Here is a 17,397-nt window from a genome sequence, read left to right as displayed (position 1 = left end):
GATGTTTTGCCGCGTCAAGCGATTTTTATTGAGGATGGATATGGCAAGCGACAAGAAGCAGGAAGTGATGATGGCCGCGCGGCTGATGGTGCAGGCGAACGGCTACAGCGCCTTGAGTTTTCGCGACCTGGCGGAGGCGGTGGGGGTCAAGAGCTCCAGCATCCACTACTATTTCCCCACCAAGGGGGATTTGGGGGCGGCGCTGGCGCGTCAGTACACCGAGGAGTTTTTGGCGTATTTGAACGGGTTGGTCGACGAGAAGCTCGATTGGCAGACTTGTATCGCCCGGTATGTGGAGGTGTTTCGCGATACGCTGCTGCGCGAGAACCGCATGTGCATGGCGGGGATACTGGCCGCCGAGCGGCCCGGCCTGGCGCCGGAGGTGAGGGTGGAGGTGGAGCGGTTCACGACCTTGATTGTCGAGTGGCTGGCGCGCGTGCTGGCAAGCGGCAAGCCTAAGATGGCGCCGGCGGCCGTCAAGTCGTGGGCGTTCGCGGTGTTTTCGGCGGTGGAGGGCGCGCAGCTGGTGGCGCGCGGGTGCGATGATGTGACGGTGTTCGATCGGACCTTGGAGGCGTATCGGGCAGCGGGGTTGCTGCCCTGAGCACGGTGGGGGGGCGAGGGCGGCTACGTGTTTCCGCGACACTCAAACTCTCGCGGAGATACGTAGGGCGGATTAGGCGGCACGCCGTAATCGGCCATGTGTGAGCCGCTGGCGGCGCTGGCATGGCCGATTACGCTTCGCTAATCCGCCCTACGTGTTTCCGTGGCTGTTTTCACTTGCGCGGGTTCCGCTTACTGCTTTTGGGCGGCGGCGAAGGCGGCGTTCTGCTGGTCGAGCCACGTTTTCAACGGGGCGAAATACTCCAGCAGCGCGCCGCCGTCGATCTTGTCCTCGCCCGATATCGCCTTCAGCGCTTCCGGCCATGGCTTGCTGGCGCCCATCGCCAGCATCTGCTGCAGCTTGGCGCCGGCCTTGGCGTTGTCGTACACCGAGCAGCGGTTCAAAGGACCCGTATAACCGGCTTCGCGGCACAGCGCGCGGTGGAACTGGAACTGCAGCATGTGCGCCAGGAAGTAGCGTGCGTACGGCACGTCAGCCGCGACATGGTACTTGGCGCCGGCGTCGAATCCGCCCGGCGCGATCGCCGCCGGGCGCTTCACGCCCATGTACTGCTCGCGCAGCTGCCACCAGGTCTTGTCGAAGTCCTCAGGCTTGGTCTTGCCGGCATAAACGTCCCAGCGCCACTTGTCCACCGAGTACGCGAACGGCAGGAACGCGACCTTGGCCAGCGCGCGGTTCAGCAGGTCGCCGATGTCGGCGTCCGCCGGCGGCGCCTGCTCCATCAGGCCGACCTTCTTCAGGTAATCGGGCGTGATCGACAACGCGACGGTGTCGCCGATGGCTTCATGGAAGCCGTCGTTGGCGCCGTTGCGGAACATGAAGGGCTGCTTGTTGTACGCCAGGAAGTAGTACACGTGACCCAGCTCGTGATGGATGACGGTGAAGTCCTCGGCCGTCGGCGTGATGCACATCTTGATGCGCACATCGTCCTTTTCGTTCAGCGGCCAGGCGGAGGCGTGGCAGACGACGTCGCGGTCGCGCGGCTTGGTCAGCAGCGAGCGTTCCCAGAACGTGGCCGGCAGCTTCTGCATGCCCAGCGAGGTGTAGAAACGCTCGGCGTACTGCGTCATTTGCTTGGCGTCGGTCTTGCGCGCTTCCAGCACCTTGGTCAGGTCGTAGCCGCTGGCGCCGGTCTTCGGCTTGAGGATCGGGTACAGGTTGTCCCAGCTCTGGCTCCACATATTGCCGAACAGGTGGGACGGGATAGGGCCGGTCAGCGGCACCACGTCCGGGCCGTAGGTTTCGCGCAGCTTGTAGCGGGTGTAGGTGTGCAGCGATTCGTACAGCGGTTTGACCTGCTGCCACAGGCGTTCCATCTCGGCGGCGAAGGCTTCCGGCGGCATGTCGTACTGCGCGCGCCACATGGCGCCCGTGTCGGCAAAGCCCATCTGCTTGGCGCCCTTGTTCGACAGCGCGATATATTCGGTGTACTTGTCCTTGTACGACGGCGATTGAGCGTGCCAGCCCAGCCACATCTCCTTCAGTTTGGGCTCGTCGCGGCTGTTCGCCAGAACCTTTTCCATTTCGCCCAGCGCCATGCAGGCGTCGCCGGTGCCGTCGTCCTTCTTGACGCAGTATTTGGCCTTGCCGTAGGCGCCGTTCAGCGCCGCCTGCAACTGGGCATACTGTTCGCGCTCCTTCGGATCGGCGAAGACCAGGGTTTGCTGCAGCAACATCAGCTTGCGCGCCGATTCGGCCGGCAGTTTCAGGCCGTTGAAGCGGCGCGCGCCGATCGCCGCTTCGCCGGACGCCGTCAGATAGCGTTCGGCGAAGTAGGAGGTGATCGCCTCCGTGTCGTCGGTGATGAAGTTGGAACCGACCCAGGCGCCGCGCGCCTGTTCGTTGTTCAGTTTATTGAGGCGTTCTTCCGTGTCGGCCAAAAAGCGTTCCGCTTCGGCGACGGTGGGTTTTTTTGCGGGGGCGGCCAGCGCGGTAACGCTGACGGCTGTCATGGCGGAAGCCGCCAGCAGCGTGCTGATAATTTTTGGTGTCAAGTGCATCTCCCTGGGTAGTCGTATCGGCCATTGAACCAATCGCCTCGACGGGCGACGATTCAATAGCCGAGAATCATACACGCTTACAGGGCGATGGAGACGGTCCGCGAAGGCATGGCGTTGGGTGGAAGCACCAGCGTCAGCAGCTTGCTGCCGGCGTCCCAGGCGAAGGTCGTCACCTTGCCGTCGACCCGCACCGAGGCCGGCTTGGCGCCAACGTTGTGCACCGTCAGATCGACGCTGCGTTCCGGCCGGCGGTAGTTGTCGCCGATGGCCGAGTCGATATTGATCGACAGGCCGCGTCGATACACCTTGCTGGTGAAGGTCACCAGCTCGTACTTGCCATGTTCGAACGCCTGCGCGGTCAGGCCGTCGTCGTCATACAGCTTGCCGGTGGCGGTTTTCACCGAGGTGTCGTGGTAGTAGTGCAGCTCGATGTTCTTGGTGGTGTAGTCGCGCGTCGTCTGCACCACGCGCGTCATTGGAATGAAGGCGCCGGCGCGCACGTACACCGGCACGTGGTCCGGGCTGAGTTTTACCGACCGCGTCGCGCCGCCGGCCTGCCGCTCGCCGGTATAGAAATCGAACCACGCGGCGGTGGCGGGGAAGTAGACGTCGGTCTTGGTGGCGCCGGCCTTCATCACCGGCGTGACCAGGAAGTCCTTGCCCCACAGGTAGGTTGACGACATCGCCCGGACCTTGGCATTGCCCGGCTCCTCGTACACCATGGGGCGCATCAGGGGCAGCCCTTTCTGGTTGTTGTCGAAGGCGAGCGTGTAGTTATATGGCAGCAGACGATAACGCATGCGGATGGCGTCGCGCGCCAGCGCCTTGGTTTTGTCGTCGCGGAAGATCGGCTCCGACGGCACTTCCTCCTGCGCGTGCGGGCGGAACACCGGCTGGAATACGCCGTATTGCAGCCAGCGCGCATACAGTTCGTTGTCCAGCACCGGGTTGGCGAAGCCGCCCAGGTCCGAGTGCATATAGCCCGCCCCCTGCATCCCCATTTGCAGCGAGATCTCCGGCTGCGATTGCAGTCCGGCCCAGCTGCGGTCCACATCGCCGGACCACGGGATGATGCCGTAGCGCTGCGTGCCGGAGTAACCGGCGCGCATCAGGATGAACGGGCGCTCGGTGGGGAAATCCTTCTCGTAGCCCTCGGCCACCAACCTGGCCCACTGGTGGCCGTAGATGTTGTGGACCTCGTCGGCGCCGCCGGTGGCGTGGCGCATTTCGGTCGGGTGCAGTTCCGGCTCGCCCAGGTCGCCCCAGACGCCCGTCACGCCCTGCAGGCGCAGGTCGCGGTAGATATTCCACAGCCAGTCCTTGCCGGGCTGGCCGAAGATGTCGATCAGGCCCGTGTGGCCGAAGAAGAAGTCGTAGGCAAGCGGCGCGCCGTTGGCGTCGGTGCCGAGGATCTTCTTGTCGACCGCTTCCTTCCAGCGGCTGGAGGTGTCGACGATGAACGGCTCGCTGATGACCACCGTCTGCACGCCCTTTTGCTTGAAGTCCGAGATCATGCCGATCGGGTTGGGGAAGTTGTCGGCGTCCCAGGCCAGGTTGCCCATCGTGCCCTTGACCTCTTTGCCGAACCAGTACAGATCGAAGACGATGGCGTCGAGCGGGATGTCGTCGGCGATGAATTTGTCGACCACCGCGCGCGCTTCCGTTTCGCTGTGGTAGCCGAAGCGCATGGCGAAGTTACCGAAGGCCCAGCGCGGCGGCATCGGCTGCTTGCCGGTCAGGTAGGTGTAGTTGTCGACCACGTCCTCCCATTTGTCGCCGGCGACGATTTGATAGGTCTTGCGGCCGCCGATGGTTTCCCAGCGCAGGCTGTTGTCCTTCTTGCTGTCGAAATCAAGGTAGCCGGTGCGGGTGTTATCGAAATGGAGCGCATAGAGTTTCGACGATAGCGCGATCGGCATGCCGTAGTTAAGCTGCTTCGATGTCGCGCCGTAGCCGTAGTCCGCCTTGTTATACAGCGTGAAGCGGTTGCCGCGCCGGTTCATGCCGACCGCGCGCGCGCCTGCGCCGTACAAGGCCTCGTCCTTGTCGAGCGCGAATTCGATCGCCTCCAGCACGCGCGGCGCGCCCTTGTTGATATCCTTGCTGCCGGTCGCGACGTCGTCGGTGACCTTCATGTAGCCCTTCTTCTCCGCGACCAGCTGTTTGCCCTTGTACGCGTACGAGATCTGGAACGGCGACTTGGTCACCGTGACCACCAGGCCCGGCGTCGCGTACTCGATCTTGTTGGCCTTGTCGGAGAACGAGGTGGTCACCGCCGCCGGCGCCAGCACCACCGCGTGCGAGGCCGGATCGGCCGTCTCTCCCTCGGGGATGAAGGTGGTTTCGATGATGCTGCGGGTGTAGGGCTTGATCAGATAGACGCCGTCGCTGGTGCGCACTTCCATATAGCCGCCATGCAGCGTGGCGCTGGCGAAGATGCGGCCGGCGTTCTGCGCCAGCGCGGACGGGGCGTGGCCGGCAAACAGGGTGAACAGGGATAGTGGCAAAAATGCAAGTTTTACGAGGGGATTGCTTGTCATGTCGGGTAGGAGTCTCGTGGATGTTATGTATTCTGTTGTTTGGCTACATTTGGCGATAAAATTTGGTCCAAGGCGCGCCGTTTGGCGTTATTTTACCTCGGTATCCTTTCAATTGACACACATGGGGTGCCGTGTTATTTTGCTACAAATTTCAATAAACGGGACGCGTCGCATGAAATCTTCCAGCAGCAAGCCCATACTGTCGTTCTGGCAGCTATGGAATATGAGCTTTGGCTTTTTCGGTATCCAGTTCGGCTTCGCGCTGCAGAATGCTAACACCAGCCGGATTTTCTCCACGCTCGGCGCCAATCCCGACGACTTGTCCCTGTATTGGTTGGCGGCGCCGGTCACCGGCCTGCTGGTGCAGCCGATTATCGGCTACCTGAGCGACAACACCTGGCACCCGCAGTGGGGCCGCCGCCGTCCGTTCTTCTTCATCGGCGCCGTACTGGCGTCGCTGGCGCTGTTCCTGATGCCGAATTCCTCGGCGCTGTGGATGGCGGTGGTCGTGCTGTGGATGCTCGACGCCGCGATCAACGTGTCGATGGAGCCGTTCCGCGCTTTTGTGGGCGACAAGCTCGGACCGTCGCAGCAGACCGCCGGCTTCGCGATGCAAACCTTCTTCATCGGCTGGGGCGCGGTGATCGCGTCGCTGCTGCCGACCATCTTCGCCGACTATCTGGGCGTGAGTAATGTGCCGGTCAACGGCGCCATCCCGGACACCGTGCGCTATTCGTTCTACGCCGGCGGCGCGATCTATATGACCGCCGTGATGTGGACCTTGCTGACCGCGAAGGAAGAACCGCCGAGCGACCTGGAAGCGTTCCGCGCCGAGCAGCAGCGCACCCGGGGCCTGGGCCGCGCGCTGACGGAGATCTTCAGCGGCTTTGGCAAAATGCCCAAGACGATGGTGCAGCTGGCGGCGGTGCAGTTCTTTACCTGGATCGGCCTGTTCGCGATGTGGATCTACACCACTAACGCCATCGGTGAAAACGTCTACGGCACCACGGACGCGCAATCGGCCGCCTTCCAGCAGGCCGGCAACCACGTCGGCGTCATGTTCGCCGTCTACAGCGGCGTGTCCGCGTTGGCCGCGTTCATCCTGCCCATCTTCGCGCGCCACACCAGCCGCAAGTTCGTGCACATGACCTGCCTGGCCATCGGCGGCGCGAGCCTGATCAGCCTTTTCGCGATCCGCGATCCGAACATGGCCTTCGTGCCGATGATCGGCGTCGGCATCGCCTGGGCCAGCATCCTGACCATGCCGTACGCGATTTTGGCCGGCGCGCTGCCCGCCAGCCGCATGGGCTACTACATGGGCGTGTTCAATTTCTTCATCGTGATTCCGCAGATCGTCAGCGGCCTGCTGCTCGGCTTCATGACCAAGCAGGTGTTCGACGGCCACGCCGTCAAGACGCTGATGCTGGGCGGCGTGTGCATGCTGGTGGCGGCGATTTTGACCATGTCCGTCCAGGATAACGCGGACCCGGAGGGTTGATGCTGTAATATTGTTCGTGAGACAAGTATGTTGTGCGACGCGATTTGGCCGGAACAGGTACAACCGTCGCAGCGCGGTGACGCGCGGCCAGGCGGAGTTGTAACCCGTCGTTGTCACCCCGATTTCACCAATTTGTCATTCTTATCCACCCGGAGCGAACATGAGCATTCAGACAGTCACCACCACACCTTTCCCTGGCCAGCGGCCGGGGACTTCCGGCCTGCGGAAAAAAGTCACCGTCTTCCAGCAGCCGTCCTATCTCGAGAACTTTGTGCAAAGCGTGTTCGATACGCTGGGCGACGTCGCCGGTAAAACGCTGGTGGTCGGCGGCGATGGCCGCTTCCACAACCGCGAGGCGGTGCAGGTCATCCTGCGCATGGCGGCGGCGCACGGCTTTGCCAAGGTGCTGGTGGGCCAGGGCGGCATCCTGTCGACACCAGCCGTCAGCTGCGTGATCCGCAAGCACGCCGCGCTGGGGGGCATTGTGCTGTCGGCCAGCCACAATCCGGGCGGACCGGATGGTGACTTCGGCATCAAGTACAACATCGCCAACGGCGGCCCGGCGCCGGAAAGCCTGACCGAGGCGATCTACCAGCGCACCGAAGCGATTACCGCCTACCGCATCAGCGACGCCGCCGCGATCGACCTGAATAAAATCGGCGCCTCGCGCATCGAGCAGATGGACGTCGAAGTGATCGACTCCGTGGCCGACTACGCGGAACTGATGCAGGAGCTGTTCGATTTCGACGCCATCAAAAAATTATTCGGCGGCGGCTTCCGCATGTGCTTTGACGGCATGTCCGCCGTCTCCGGCCCCTACGCCAAGGCGATCCTGGAAGGGATGCTGGGCGCGCCGGCCGGCACCGTCATCAACGGCGAGCCGCTGGAGGACTTCGGCGGCCACCACCCGGACCCGAATCCCGTCAACGCCGCCCAACTGATCGAACTGATGGCCGCCGACGATGCGCCGGACTTCGGCGCCGCGTCGGACGGCGACGGCGACCGCAACATGATCGTCGGCCGCAAGTTCGACGTCACCCCGTCGGACAGCCTGGCCGTGCTGGCAGCGAACGCGACCCTGGCGCCAGGCTATAAGGCCGGCCTGAAAGGCATCGCCCGTTCGATGCCGACGTCGCAGGCGTCCGATCGCGTGGCCGCCGCGCTGGGCATCCCGAGCTTCGAGACGCCGACCGGCTGGAAGTTCTTCGGCAACCTGCTCGACGCCGGCCAGGCTACGCTGTGCGGCGAGGAGAGCTACGGCACCGGCTCGGACCACATCCGCGAAAAAGACGGCCTGTGGGCCGTGCTGTTCTGGCTTAACCTGCTGGCCGTCACCGGCAAGTCGGTGGAGCAGCTGGTCGGCGAGCACTGGGCGCGCTTCGGCCGCAACTACTATTCGCGTCACGACTACGAGGGCGTGCCGGTCGAAGGCGCCAATGAGCTGATGGATTCGTTGCGCATCAAGCTGGCGACCTTGAAGGGCCAGGACCTGGGCCACTACGTGGTCGATTTCGCCGACGATTTCGAATACACCGATCCGATCGACGGTTCGGTGTCGAAGAAGCAGGGCATCCGCATCGTCATGACCAACGGCTCGCGCATCGTGTTCCGTTTGTCCGGCACCGGTACGGAAGGAGCGACCTTGCGCGTTTATCTGGAACGCTACGAGGACGATCCTGCCATGCACCACCTGCCTACACAGCAGGCGCTTTCCGCATTGATCTTGATCGCCGAGCAGGTCGGCGGCATTGAAGGATGGACCGGACGCGCGCGCCCGACCGTCACCACATAACACCATAAGGACGACAGCATGGAATGGACGAAGTGGAGTACACGTACGACTCTTGCAATGGCTTTGGCGCTGGCTTTCGGCGCACCGGCAATGGCCGCCGAACCGGCTGCCAAATCGGCGGCAACGCCGGCCGCGGCAAAAAAGCCATTTTTGTGGGAGAACGCCACGGTCTATTTCCTGCTGACGGATCGCTTCAACAATGCCTTCACCGGCAATGACCTGGCCTATGGCCGCAACGCCGACGCCGCGCCGCTGCGCGGCTTCATGGGCGGCGACCTGGCCGGGATCACCAACAAGATCAACGACGGTTACTTCGACAGCCTGGGCGTGAACGCGATCTGGCTCACGCCGCCGGTGGAGCAGATCCACGAAGGCACCGACGAAGGCACCGGTAAATCCTACGGCTTCCACGGCTATTGGGCGAAGGACTTCACCGCCGTCGACGCCAACCTGGGCACCGAAACCGATTTCCGCAATTTCGTCGAAGCCGCGCATGCGCGCGGCATCCGCGTCATCCTCGACGTGGTGATGAACCACATCGGTCCGGAGACGACGATCGACAAGGCATGGCCGCAGCAGTGGGTGCGCACCGAACCGGCGTGCACGCACAAGGACGCGAAGAGCACCATCGAATGCACCCTGGTGAAGAACCTGCCCGACGTGCGCACTGACAGCAACGAGGAAGTCGAGTTGCCGCCGCAGCTGGTGGAGAAGTGGCGACGCGAAGGCCGCTACACGCAGGAGGTCAAGGAGCTCGACGAATTCTTCAAGCGCACCGGCTACCCGCGCGCGCCGCGCTACTACCTGATGAAGTGGCACGCCGACTGGATACGCAAGTTCGGCGTGGACGGCTTCCGCGCGGACACCGTCAAGCACGTCGAGGCGGGGGTGTGGAAGGAATTGCGCACCGTCGCCGATGCGGCGTTCGAGGACTGGAAGCGCGCCAATCCGGACAAGAAGCTCGGCGACGACAAGTTCTACATGACGGCGGAAGTCTATAACTACGACATCGCCCACGGTCAGAATTACGATCTGGGTGGGCAGAGCGCCAATTACTATCAAAACGGCTTCGATAGCGTGATCAATTTCGGCCTGGTGCGCGACGCGAACAAGGATTACGAGTCGCTGTTCAGCAGTTATTCGAACACGCTGCATGGCGGCGCGTTGAACGGCTACTCGGTGCTGAACTATGTCGATTCGCACGACTACGACCAGCCGTTCGACCGCGAGCGCAAACGGCCGTTCGAGAGCGCGACCAAGTTGCTGCTGGCGCCAGGCGCCGTGCAGATCTACTACGGTGACGAAACCGCGCGCAAGCTCGATCAGGCCGACGCGGTGGGCGACGCCAAGCTGCGCACCTTCATGAACTGGGATGAGCTGGAGCAGAACACGGCGCGCGACGGCTACAAGATCGCCGACGTGCGCGCGCATTGGAGCAAGTTGGGTTTGTTCCGCCAGGCGCATGTGGCGGTGGGAGCGGGCGTGCACCAGCAACTGCAGGCCAAGCCATATGTGTTCAAGCGGACTTATGACAAGGGCGGGTTGCGCGACAAGGTTGTCGTCGCGCTGGACCTGCCGACCGATAAGGCCACCACGATCAATGTGCACGGCGTGTTCGCCAATGGCCAGAAGGTCAAGGACTACTACTCGGGCAAGACGGCCGTGGTCAAAGGCGGAAAAGTCGGTTTCGGCACGCGCAACGCGATAGTGCTGATCGGTAGGGCGGATTAGGCGGAACGCCGTAATCGGCCATCTTTGTGCTGCCGGCGGCGCATGCATGGCCGATTACGCTGCGCTAATCCGCCCTACGTGTCTCCGTGGTGCCTAACGCGCCTGGTGGCGACGGCGGGAGGCCGCCATGCTGATCTTCGGCCGCGCTAATGAGCACAATGCGCGCGGTTCGCGTCGTGGAGCGGCGGCGGCAACCGCTTCATCCCATGCGCTGCTGTCGCGGCACCAGGCCGCGAAGGCATCCACCTCCAGCGGACGCGCGAACAAATATCCCTGCGCCTCGTCGCAGCCGGCCGAACGCAGGAAGGCCAGCACGTCGCCGCGCTCCACGCCTTCCGCCACCACCCGGTGTCCCAAATCCTGCGACATCGTGATCATCGTCCTGACCAAGCCCTGTTGACGATAGTCGTCCTCCAACCCCAGGATGAACGACTGGTCGATCTTGACCACGTTGGCCGGCATGCGCTGCAGGTACGACAGGCTGCTGTAACCGGTGCCGAAGTCGTCGATCGCCAGGTGCACGCCGGTGCCTGCCAGCGCTTCGAGCATGGCGTTGGCCTTGACCGGCTGCTCCATGATGGCGCTTTCGGTGATCTCCAGTTCCAGGCACTCCGGTGGCAAGCCGTATTGTTCCAATCCGGCGACCACGCGGTCGGCCAGGTCCGGCTCCAGCAGATTGGAGGCCGAGACGTTGAGCGACAGCCGCAGCTCCAGGCCGGCCTTGCGCCACGCCTGCTGCTGGTGCAAAGCGCGGTTCAGAACCCACGCCGTCGTCGCCTGGGCCAGGCCGGAGCGCTCGATGATGGGAATGAATTCGCCGGGCCCGATCGGGCCGAGCGTCGGGTGGGTCCAGCGCAGCAGCGCCTCGGCGCCGACGCATTCGCCGCTGGCGATGTCGACGCGCGGCTGGTAGACCAGCCGCAGTTGATCGCGGCTGGTCAGCGCCGCCGCGAAGTCGTTGAGCAGGTTGAAACGGCGCCGGTACAGGCGGTCTTCCACCGCCGAGTACACGGCGACGTGGGTGGCGCTGTCGATGGCGTCGTGCGCCGCGCTTTGCGCCTGGCGCAGCACATTCATGGCGTCGGCGGTGCCGACTTCGAACGGTGTGACGCCGATCGACGGCGTGGTGACGAACCGCAGCTTGCTGATGCTGACGGCCATCTCCAGCTTCTCTTCCAGGACCCGTATGTAGTCGTCCAGCGTCATGTCCGGCTCGGACAGCAGCGCGAACTGCATGGCGGCGACGTGGTAGACCTTGCGGTGTGGTCCCGTCTCGGCGCGTATCCATGCCGCCGAATCGATCACCAGCTCGTCGAGGAAGGAGGGATTCAACGCGCGTGCGGCGTGCGACATCTGTTCGGGGGTGGCGAGGTTGATCAGCACCGCCAGACGCTGCTCGTCGGCGGGGCGCTCGCGCTGCATATCCTGGAAGTCTTCGATGAACTGGTTGCGGTTCGGCAGACCGCTGAGCGGGTCCATGCGGCCCAGCGCGTGATGCATCTCGATCTGCGACATGACCATGGCGGCGAGGTCGGACAGGATGTCGAGTTCCGCCTTGGTGGTCTCGCGCGGCTCGGTGCCGAGCACGCACATCGCGCCCAGGCAGTAGCCGTCGATGGTGGTCAGCGGCGCGCCGGCGTAGTAGCGGATGCCGCTGGCGGCCAGCGGGCTGTCGCGAAAGGCCGCATCGCTCAGCATATCCGGGATCACCAGCACGCGGCTGCTGTCGGCCACTTCGCCGCAGGGCGCGTGCAGGCGGGGGATCGATGTGTGCTCGACGCCGACGCGCGACTTGAACCATTGACGGTCGGCGTCCGTCAGCGACACCGCCGCAATCGGCAGGTCGAACAGGCGCGTGGCCATGCGGGTGATGCGGTCGAAGGCGTCGCTGGGCGGCGTGTCGAGCAGATTGAGTTTATTGAGCGCCTCCAGCCGGCGCGCTTCATTGAGTTGGCAAGAAATAGTCATGATCCGGTCATTTTGTTATTTGGTTGACAAGGTGCTATTCAATGCGGGGTGGGGCACTGGCGGGCGCCGCATGGCCTGTTGGTCATCGGGGCCTTTGAACGACGCAGGGTGAGGGCGTGTCTGAGGCTCGGCGGCTGGCTTGTTTGCAATAAAGAAAATATTATTGCGTTGACGTAATAAATCATAGCATGATTTTTAGATCGCAGCGTAGGATAGGCATGAAAAGTTGCGTTCGTGCAAACAGCGACAGACCTGCAAGGGCGGGACGAAGTCCGCCCTGTGGTTTTATTGATACTGTGGATCGGTGGAGAGGGAATAGGGCGCGTCGGCCGGGGCGGTGGCGCGCCGTGTTTCGGGCCGCTCCGTCATATCGAAGTCCAGCCTGGCGCCGCGCATCAGGTCCGCGTGACCGAGCCAGTTCTTCGAAGTGGCCTTGCCATCGACCTTCAGCGAACGCACATAGCGCTTGCTGTCGCTGTTGGCGGGCGCGTTGATGACGATGGTTTTGCCGTTTTCCAGCTTCAGCGTCGCCTTGTTGAACAGCGGCGCGCCGACCACGTACTGTGGCACCGCCGGCGTGACCGGGTAGAAGCCGAGCGCGGAGAAGACGTACCAGGCGGAGGTCTGGCCGTTGTCCTCGTCGCCGCAGTAGCCGTCCGGCGTGGGCTTGTACATGCGGTTCATCGTCTCGCGCACCCAGTACTGGGTTTTCCAGGGCGCGCCGGCGTAGCCGTACAAGTAGATCATGTGCTGGATCGGCTGGTTGCCATGCGCGTACTGGCCCATGTTCGCGATCTGCATTTCGCGGATTTCGTGGATCACGGCCTTGTAGTAGCTCTCGTCGTAAACCGGCGGCAGCGTGAAGACTTCATCGAGCTTGGCGACGAACTTCTCGCGCCCGCCCATCAGGTCTATCAGCCCGTTCACGTCCTGGAACACCGACCAGGTGTAGTGCCAGCTATTCCCTTCGGTGAAGGCGTCGCCCCACTTGAAGGGATTGAACGGCGACTGGAAGGTGCCGTCCTTGTTCTTGCCGCGCATCAGACCCGTCTCCGGATCGAACAGTTTTTTGTAATTCAGCGCGCGCTGGCCGTAGATGGCGATCTCGGAGCGCGGCTTGCCCAGCGCCTTGCCCAACTGGTAGATGGCGAAATCGTCGTACGCGTATTCGAGCGTGCGGGCGGCGTTCTCGTTGATTTTGACGTCGTATGGTACGTAGCCCAGTGCATTGTAGTAGCCGACGCCGGCGCGGCCGACGGCGCTCATCGGGCCTTCGTTGTTGGCGCCGTGCTTGAGCGCCTGCCACAGCGTTTCGATATCGTAGCCGCGCAGGCCCTTGATGTACGCCTCCGCCACGACCGAGGCGGAGTTATTTCCGATCATGACGTTGGCGTAGCCGGGGCTGGACCACTCGGGCAGCCAGCCGCCCTCCTTGAAATCGTTGACCAGGCCAGCCTGCATCTCGCGGTTGATCGACGGGTACATCAGATTGAGGAAAGGGTAGAGCGCGCGGAAGGTATCCCAGAAGCCGGTGCCGGCGAACATATACCCGGGCAGGACTTGGCCGTTGTACGGACTCCAATGGACGATCTGGTTGCCGGCGTCGATCTCGTAGAGCTTATTCGGGAAGAACAAGGTGCGATACAGGCTGGAATAGAAGGTGCGCGTCTGCTCCTCGCTGCCGCCTTCGACGTCGATGCGGCCCAGCGTCTTGTTCCAGATATCCCTGCCTTTTTGCGCCGTCGTGTCAAAGCTGTCGTTGGCCAGTTCGCGCTTCAGGTTCAATTCCGCCTGTTCCTCGCTGATGAAGGAGGAGGCCACCTTCATGCCGACCTTTTCGCCTTTCGCGGTCTTGAAGCCGACCAGCGCGCCGGCATGGTCGGCCGCCAGTTCCAGCACCTCGCCGGCCAGCTGGTCGCCGTTCCACAGCCTGGTGGAGGCGAACGGCTTGTCGAAGTGGATGACGAAATAGTTCTTGAAGTTCTTGGGCAGCGGACCGCGCGCGTGGCGGGTGCTGTAGCCGACGATCTTCCGTTCGGCCGGAATAACCTTGATGTACGAGCCTTTGTCGTAGGCGTCCACCACCACGTAGGCCTCGTCGGTTTGCGGGAAAGTGAAGCGGAACTGCGCGGCGCGCTCGGTTGGTGTGATCTCCGTCGTCACGTCGGCGTCGGCCAGATAGACGCTGTAGTAGTAAGGCTTGGCCACTTCGGCCTTGTGTGAGAACCAGCTGGCGCGGTCGTCCTGCGTGAATTTTGGTTTGCCGCCCGTCTGGCCGACCACCGGCATGATGGCGAACTGGCCGTAGTCGTTCATCCACGGCGACGGTTGGTGCGTTTGTTTGAAGCCGCGGATCTTGTCGGCGTCGTAGGTGTAGGTCCAGCCGTTGCCCATCTTGCCGGTTTGCGGCGTCCAGAAATTCATCCCCCACGGCAGCGCGATGGTCGGGTAGGTATTGCCGTTGGAGAGTTCGGGTTTGCTGGCAGTCCCCATCAGCGGGTTGACCCAGTCGACCGGATCGACGACTGGCGCCGCCGATGCCAAGCCGGTTAACGCGAACAACACAGCCGAAAGATAAGGTTTCATGATCAGATGGGACGATGGCGGATCCAAAAAGATACCACGTCCGCCAGCTCCCATCTAATCCGCCATGCATGCGCCGCCGACGGCATATGAAGATTAACGCACCAGCACCGCCACCCCGGCGCCCAGCAGCGCCAGAGAGCCAGCCGCCATACCGCTGCGCGGCAATCGCCGCACCGCGTAGGTAAGCATCAGCACCGCCATCCACCCAGCCGCCGTCAGCGCCCCCAGCCACAGCACCCAGCCCTGCGAACTGCCCCGCAGCGCCAGACAAGCCAGCAGCGACAACAACAGCTGCCCGCACCCGAACCACCGCAACCTGCGGCGCTGCGCCGGCGATGGTTCCGTGCCGCGCCCGTGCACGTCGGCCCAGTGGCGATCCATCGCCAGGCCCAGAAAAGCGAATCCCGAAAACGCCCCGGCCACCGCCGCGCATCCCGTCATTGCCGCGTAAATCGAAGTCATGCCGCATTCCCCGCAAGTCGGGTTTTTGTCACTGGCGCACGTCCCAGTCGTGCCGAAGCATAAAGCAGCAGGCCGCCGATCAGCAAGGTCACGCCGTCGAAGCCGGCCAGCGTCCACAAACCATTCGGAATGCTGACCAGCAGATGGGCGCCGCCGGTCGCGCCGTTGAGCACCGGCAGCAACGCGAACAGCAGGCCGCCCACGAGCAACTGCAAGCGCCACATCGGGCGCGATGGCCAGGCCAGTCCCGCCACCATCGCAACCGCCCAGGCGGTGAAGAACCAGCTGACTTCCGCCGCCGGACGCTCCGCCAGCCCCACGGGCAGCAGACGGTTGGCCCAGAAGTACGCGGCCATGGCCACCGGCAGGCCGGCGACCGCGCCGATATTGAGGCCTTCTACCAGCCGCAGGCCGAAGCCGATGCGGCCCGCCTTCAAATGCTTGGGTTTTTCCCTGACTGCCCACAGCAGCAGGCCGGTGGCGGCCATCGCGCTGCCGGCCAGGCCGGAGATGAAGAACAGCGCGCGCAGCAAGGGATCGGCGAAGTGTCCGATGTGCAGCCCGTACATGACGCCGCGTGTCGCCACGGCGGCGCCGCGCCCCGCGTCGGGCGACGGCAGCGGCCTGCCGGTTGCGCCGTCGTAGATCAGCGTCGGCAGGTCCGAGCTGACGCCGCGCCCCTCCTGCTGGGTGACGGCGATGGTCGCCGCCGCGTCGTTGGGGAAGTCGACCGTTATCCGTCCGGCTGGCGCGCCGCCCCAGGCCTGGCTGGCGTGGGCGAGCACGGGGCCGAGCGGTGTCAATGGCGCGGCCACGCCGGAGGCTTTGGCGCCTTGCGGAGAGCCGGGGAACAGCTCGGCGAAGAAGGCTTTGTCGTTGTTGTTGTAGGCGACCTTCACGCCCCACGGCATGTACATGAACATCAACGTCACCAGGCCGGTGTAGGTGATCATCAGATGGAAGGGCAGCGCCAGCACCGCGCTGACGTTATGGAAATCGAGCCACGAACGCTGGCCTTTGCGCGGACGGAACGTGAAGAAGTCCTTGAAGATGCGCTTGTGGGTGACGATGCCGGAAAGGATGGCGACCAGCATCGACATGGCGCAGATGCCGACGATCCAGCGCGCCACCGGCACCGGCATGTAGTGCAGGTCGAAGTGCAGGCGGTAGAAAAAGTCGCCACCGCGCGTGGAGCGGGCTTCGGCCAGTTCCACCCCGGTGGCCGGGTCCAGCAGGGCCTCCTCGAAACGGCGGCGGCCTTTGCCCCTGCCTTTGGCCTTGCCTTCGCCGGCCGGCGGCGCCCACATGGTTTGTACCGCCGGCTCGCGGCCGCTGGGCAGGGACACGAACCAGCGCTCGCTGTTGGGGGCGCGCTTTTGCAGCACGCGCGCGGCTTGATCGGCCGCCACCGCCTGCGTCACCGGTGCGACGGCTGCCCGGTGCAGCTCGGGTTTCATCCACAGCGTGATCTCATCGCGGTAGTAGCTGGACGTGCCGGCCATGAAGATCAGCATCAGCACCCAGCCCACCAGCAAGCCTGACCACGTGTGCAGCCATGCCATCGATTGACGGAAGCCTTCCTTCATGCCGCCGTTCCCTGCGTGCCCAGCGCGAGCAGCAGCATGAACGGCAGCGCCGCCAGCAGAAGGCCGCCCAGCGCGCGCAAGGGTGTGCGCGCGGCGAAGCACCACATGATCGCGCACGGATAAATAATCAGGCCTGTCATGGTGGCGGTCAGCGCGGCTTCGACGCGGGCGATGGGCAGCCACATGGCCAGCGTCGCCGCGATCGCGGCCGCCACCGCGTAGCCGCCGAAGATGGCGATCAGCGCGCGCAGGGCGACGCCGGCGCGGTAGCGCAATTGGGGCGCTTTCTGGGACTGCGACACGGTCATACGGGTCTTTCAAGGGAGAAGGGAGGTTTCTCTCTTTGATGGCGGTGACGTGGCTGGTGCGGGACGGGCTGCGGGCGCAAACGCAAATGAGAATTATTCCATTATCGCGGGAGCGGGGCGATTTGGCAAGCGAACGCGATAAACCAAGGCAATCCAAGCGGGGTCAGTGCCGACATTCGGACACGAACTGAACGGCATTGCCGATGTGCTCGTGTCCGAATGTCGGACCTGACCCTGAGCCTTCCCCTCAAATTTTAAATGTCGGGATCAACGATCTCAGCTCATCAAGAGCGATGGTGAG

Annotated in this window: 11 protein-coding genes; 4 read left to right on the top strand and 7 right to left on the bottom strand. The window is 63.6% G+C overall.

Features of this window, described 5'->3' with window-relative positions:
• The first annotated feature begins 40 nt into the window (after nucleotides 1-40).
• Nucleotides 41-604 carry a TetR/AcrR family transcriptional regulator gene (locus AC07P1_RS22560; RefSeq protein WP_494697945.1) on the top strand — a complete coding sequence of 188 codons (564 nt, stop codon included), beginning with the start codon at nucleotides 41-43 and terminating at the stop codon, nucleotides 602-604.
• A 191-nt stretch (nucleotides 605-795) separates the two neighbouring features.
• On the opposite strand, the gene AC07P1_RS22555 is transcribed toward AC07P1_RS22560, so the two are convergent.
• Nucleotides 796-2,625, bottom strand: a complete 1,830-nt coding sequence (locus AC07P1_RS22555) for a M2 family metallopeptidase (RefSeq protein ID WP_494697944.1) — start codon at nucleotides 2,623-2,625, stop codon at nucleotides 796-798.
• Nucleotides 2,626-2,702: 77 nt separating this feature from the next.
• Entirely contained in the window at nucleotides 2,703-5,132 is a 2,430-nt protein-coding gene (locus AC07P1_RS22550) for a TIM-barrel domain-containing protein (protein ID WP_494697943.1), read from the bottom strand.
• Nucleotides 5,133-5,337: 205 nt separating this feature from the next.
• Between AC07P1_RS22550 and AC07P1_RS22545 the strand changes: the two genes are divergently transcribed.
• The 3 genes from AC07P1_RS22545 (at nucleotide 5,338) to AC07P1_RS22535 (ending at nucleotide 10,186) form a co-directional block, all read left to right on the top strand.
• The gene (locus AC07P1_RS22545) at nucleotides 5,338-6,663 is read left to right on the top strand and encodes an MFS transporter (protein ID WP_494697942.1); all 1,326 of its coding nucleotides are present in this window, start codon (nucleotides 5,338-5,340) and stop codon (nucleotides 6,661-6,663) included.
• Nucleotides 6,664-6,823: 160 nt separating this feature from the next.
• On the top strand, nucleotides 6,824-8,455 hold the full coding sequence (locus AC07P1_RS22540; protein ID WP_494697941.1) for an alpha-D-glucose phosphate-specific phosphoglucomutase: 1,632 nt from the start codon (nucleotides 6,824-6,826) through the stop codon (nucleotides 8,453-8,455).
• A 57-nt stretch (nucleotides 8,456-8,512) separates the two neighbouring features.
• The gene (locus AC07P1_RS22535; RefSeq protein ID WP_494697940.1) at nucleotides 8,513-10,186 is read left to right on the top strand and encodes an alpha-amylase family glycosyl hydrolase; all 1,674 of its coding nucleotides are present in this window, start codon (nucleotides 8,513-8,515) and stop codon (nucleotides 10,184-10,186) included.
• A gap of 93 nt (nucleotides 10,187-10,279) precedes the next feature.
• Here the strand turns inward: AC07P1_RS22535 and AC07P1_RS22530 are convergent, their stop codons facing one another.
• From AC07P1_RS22530 to AC07P1_RS22510, 5 genes are all read right to left on the bottom strand, one after another.
• Nucleotides 10,280-12,154 (bottom strand): sensor domain-containing phosphodiesterase, encoded by a 1,875-nt coding sequence (locus tag AC07P1_RS22530; RefSeq protein WP_494697939.1) that lies wholly within the window; start codon nucleotides 12,152-12,154, stop codon nucleotides 10,280-10,282.
• A gap of 285 nt (nucleotides 12,155-12,439) precedes the next feature.
• Nucleotides 12,440-14,740, bottom strand: coding sequence for a GH92 family glycosyl hydrolase (locus AC07P1_RS22525; protein WP_494697938.1), 2,301 nt, complete (start codon nucleotides 14,738-14,740; stop codon nucleotides 12,440-12,442).
• Nucleotides 14,741-14,833: 93 nt separating this feature from the next.
• Nucleotides 14,834-15,202, bottom strand: coding sequence for a DUF3325 domain-containing protein (locus AC07P1_RS22520; protein ID WP_494697937.1), 369 nt, complete (start codon nucleotides 15,200-15,202; stop codon nucleotides 14,834-14,836).
• Nucleotides 15,199-16,788, bottom strand: coding sequence for a PepSY-associated TM helix domain-containing protein (locus tag AC07P1_RS22515; protein ID WP_494697936.1), 1,590 nt, complete (start codon nucleotides 16,786-16,788; stop codon nucleotides 15,199-15,201). The genes AC07P1_RS22520 and AC07P1_RS22515 overlap by 4 nt, the downstream gene beginning before the upstream one ends.
• The gene (locus tag AC07P1_RS22510; protein WP_494697935.1) at nucleotides 16,785-17,096 is read right to left on the bottom strand and encodes an iron transporter; all 312 of its coding nucleotides are present in this window, start codon (nucleotides 17,094-17,096) and stop codon (nucleotides 16,785-16,787) included. The genes AC07P1_RS22515 and AC07P1_RS22510 overlap by 4 nt, the downstream gene beginning before the upstream one ends.
• Nucleotides 17,097-17,397: the final 301 nt, after the last annotated feature.

The sequence above is a fragment of the Duganella sp. GW821-FHT07F09 genome (genome assembly GCF_059418705.1).
The sequence above is the reverse complement of the archived record's forward strand: the minus strand, read 5'-3'. Positions and strand labels throughout refer to the sequence as shown.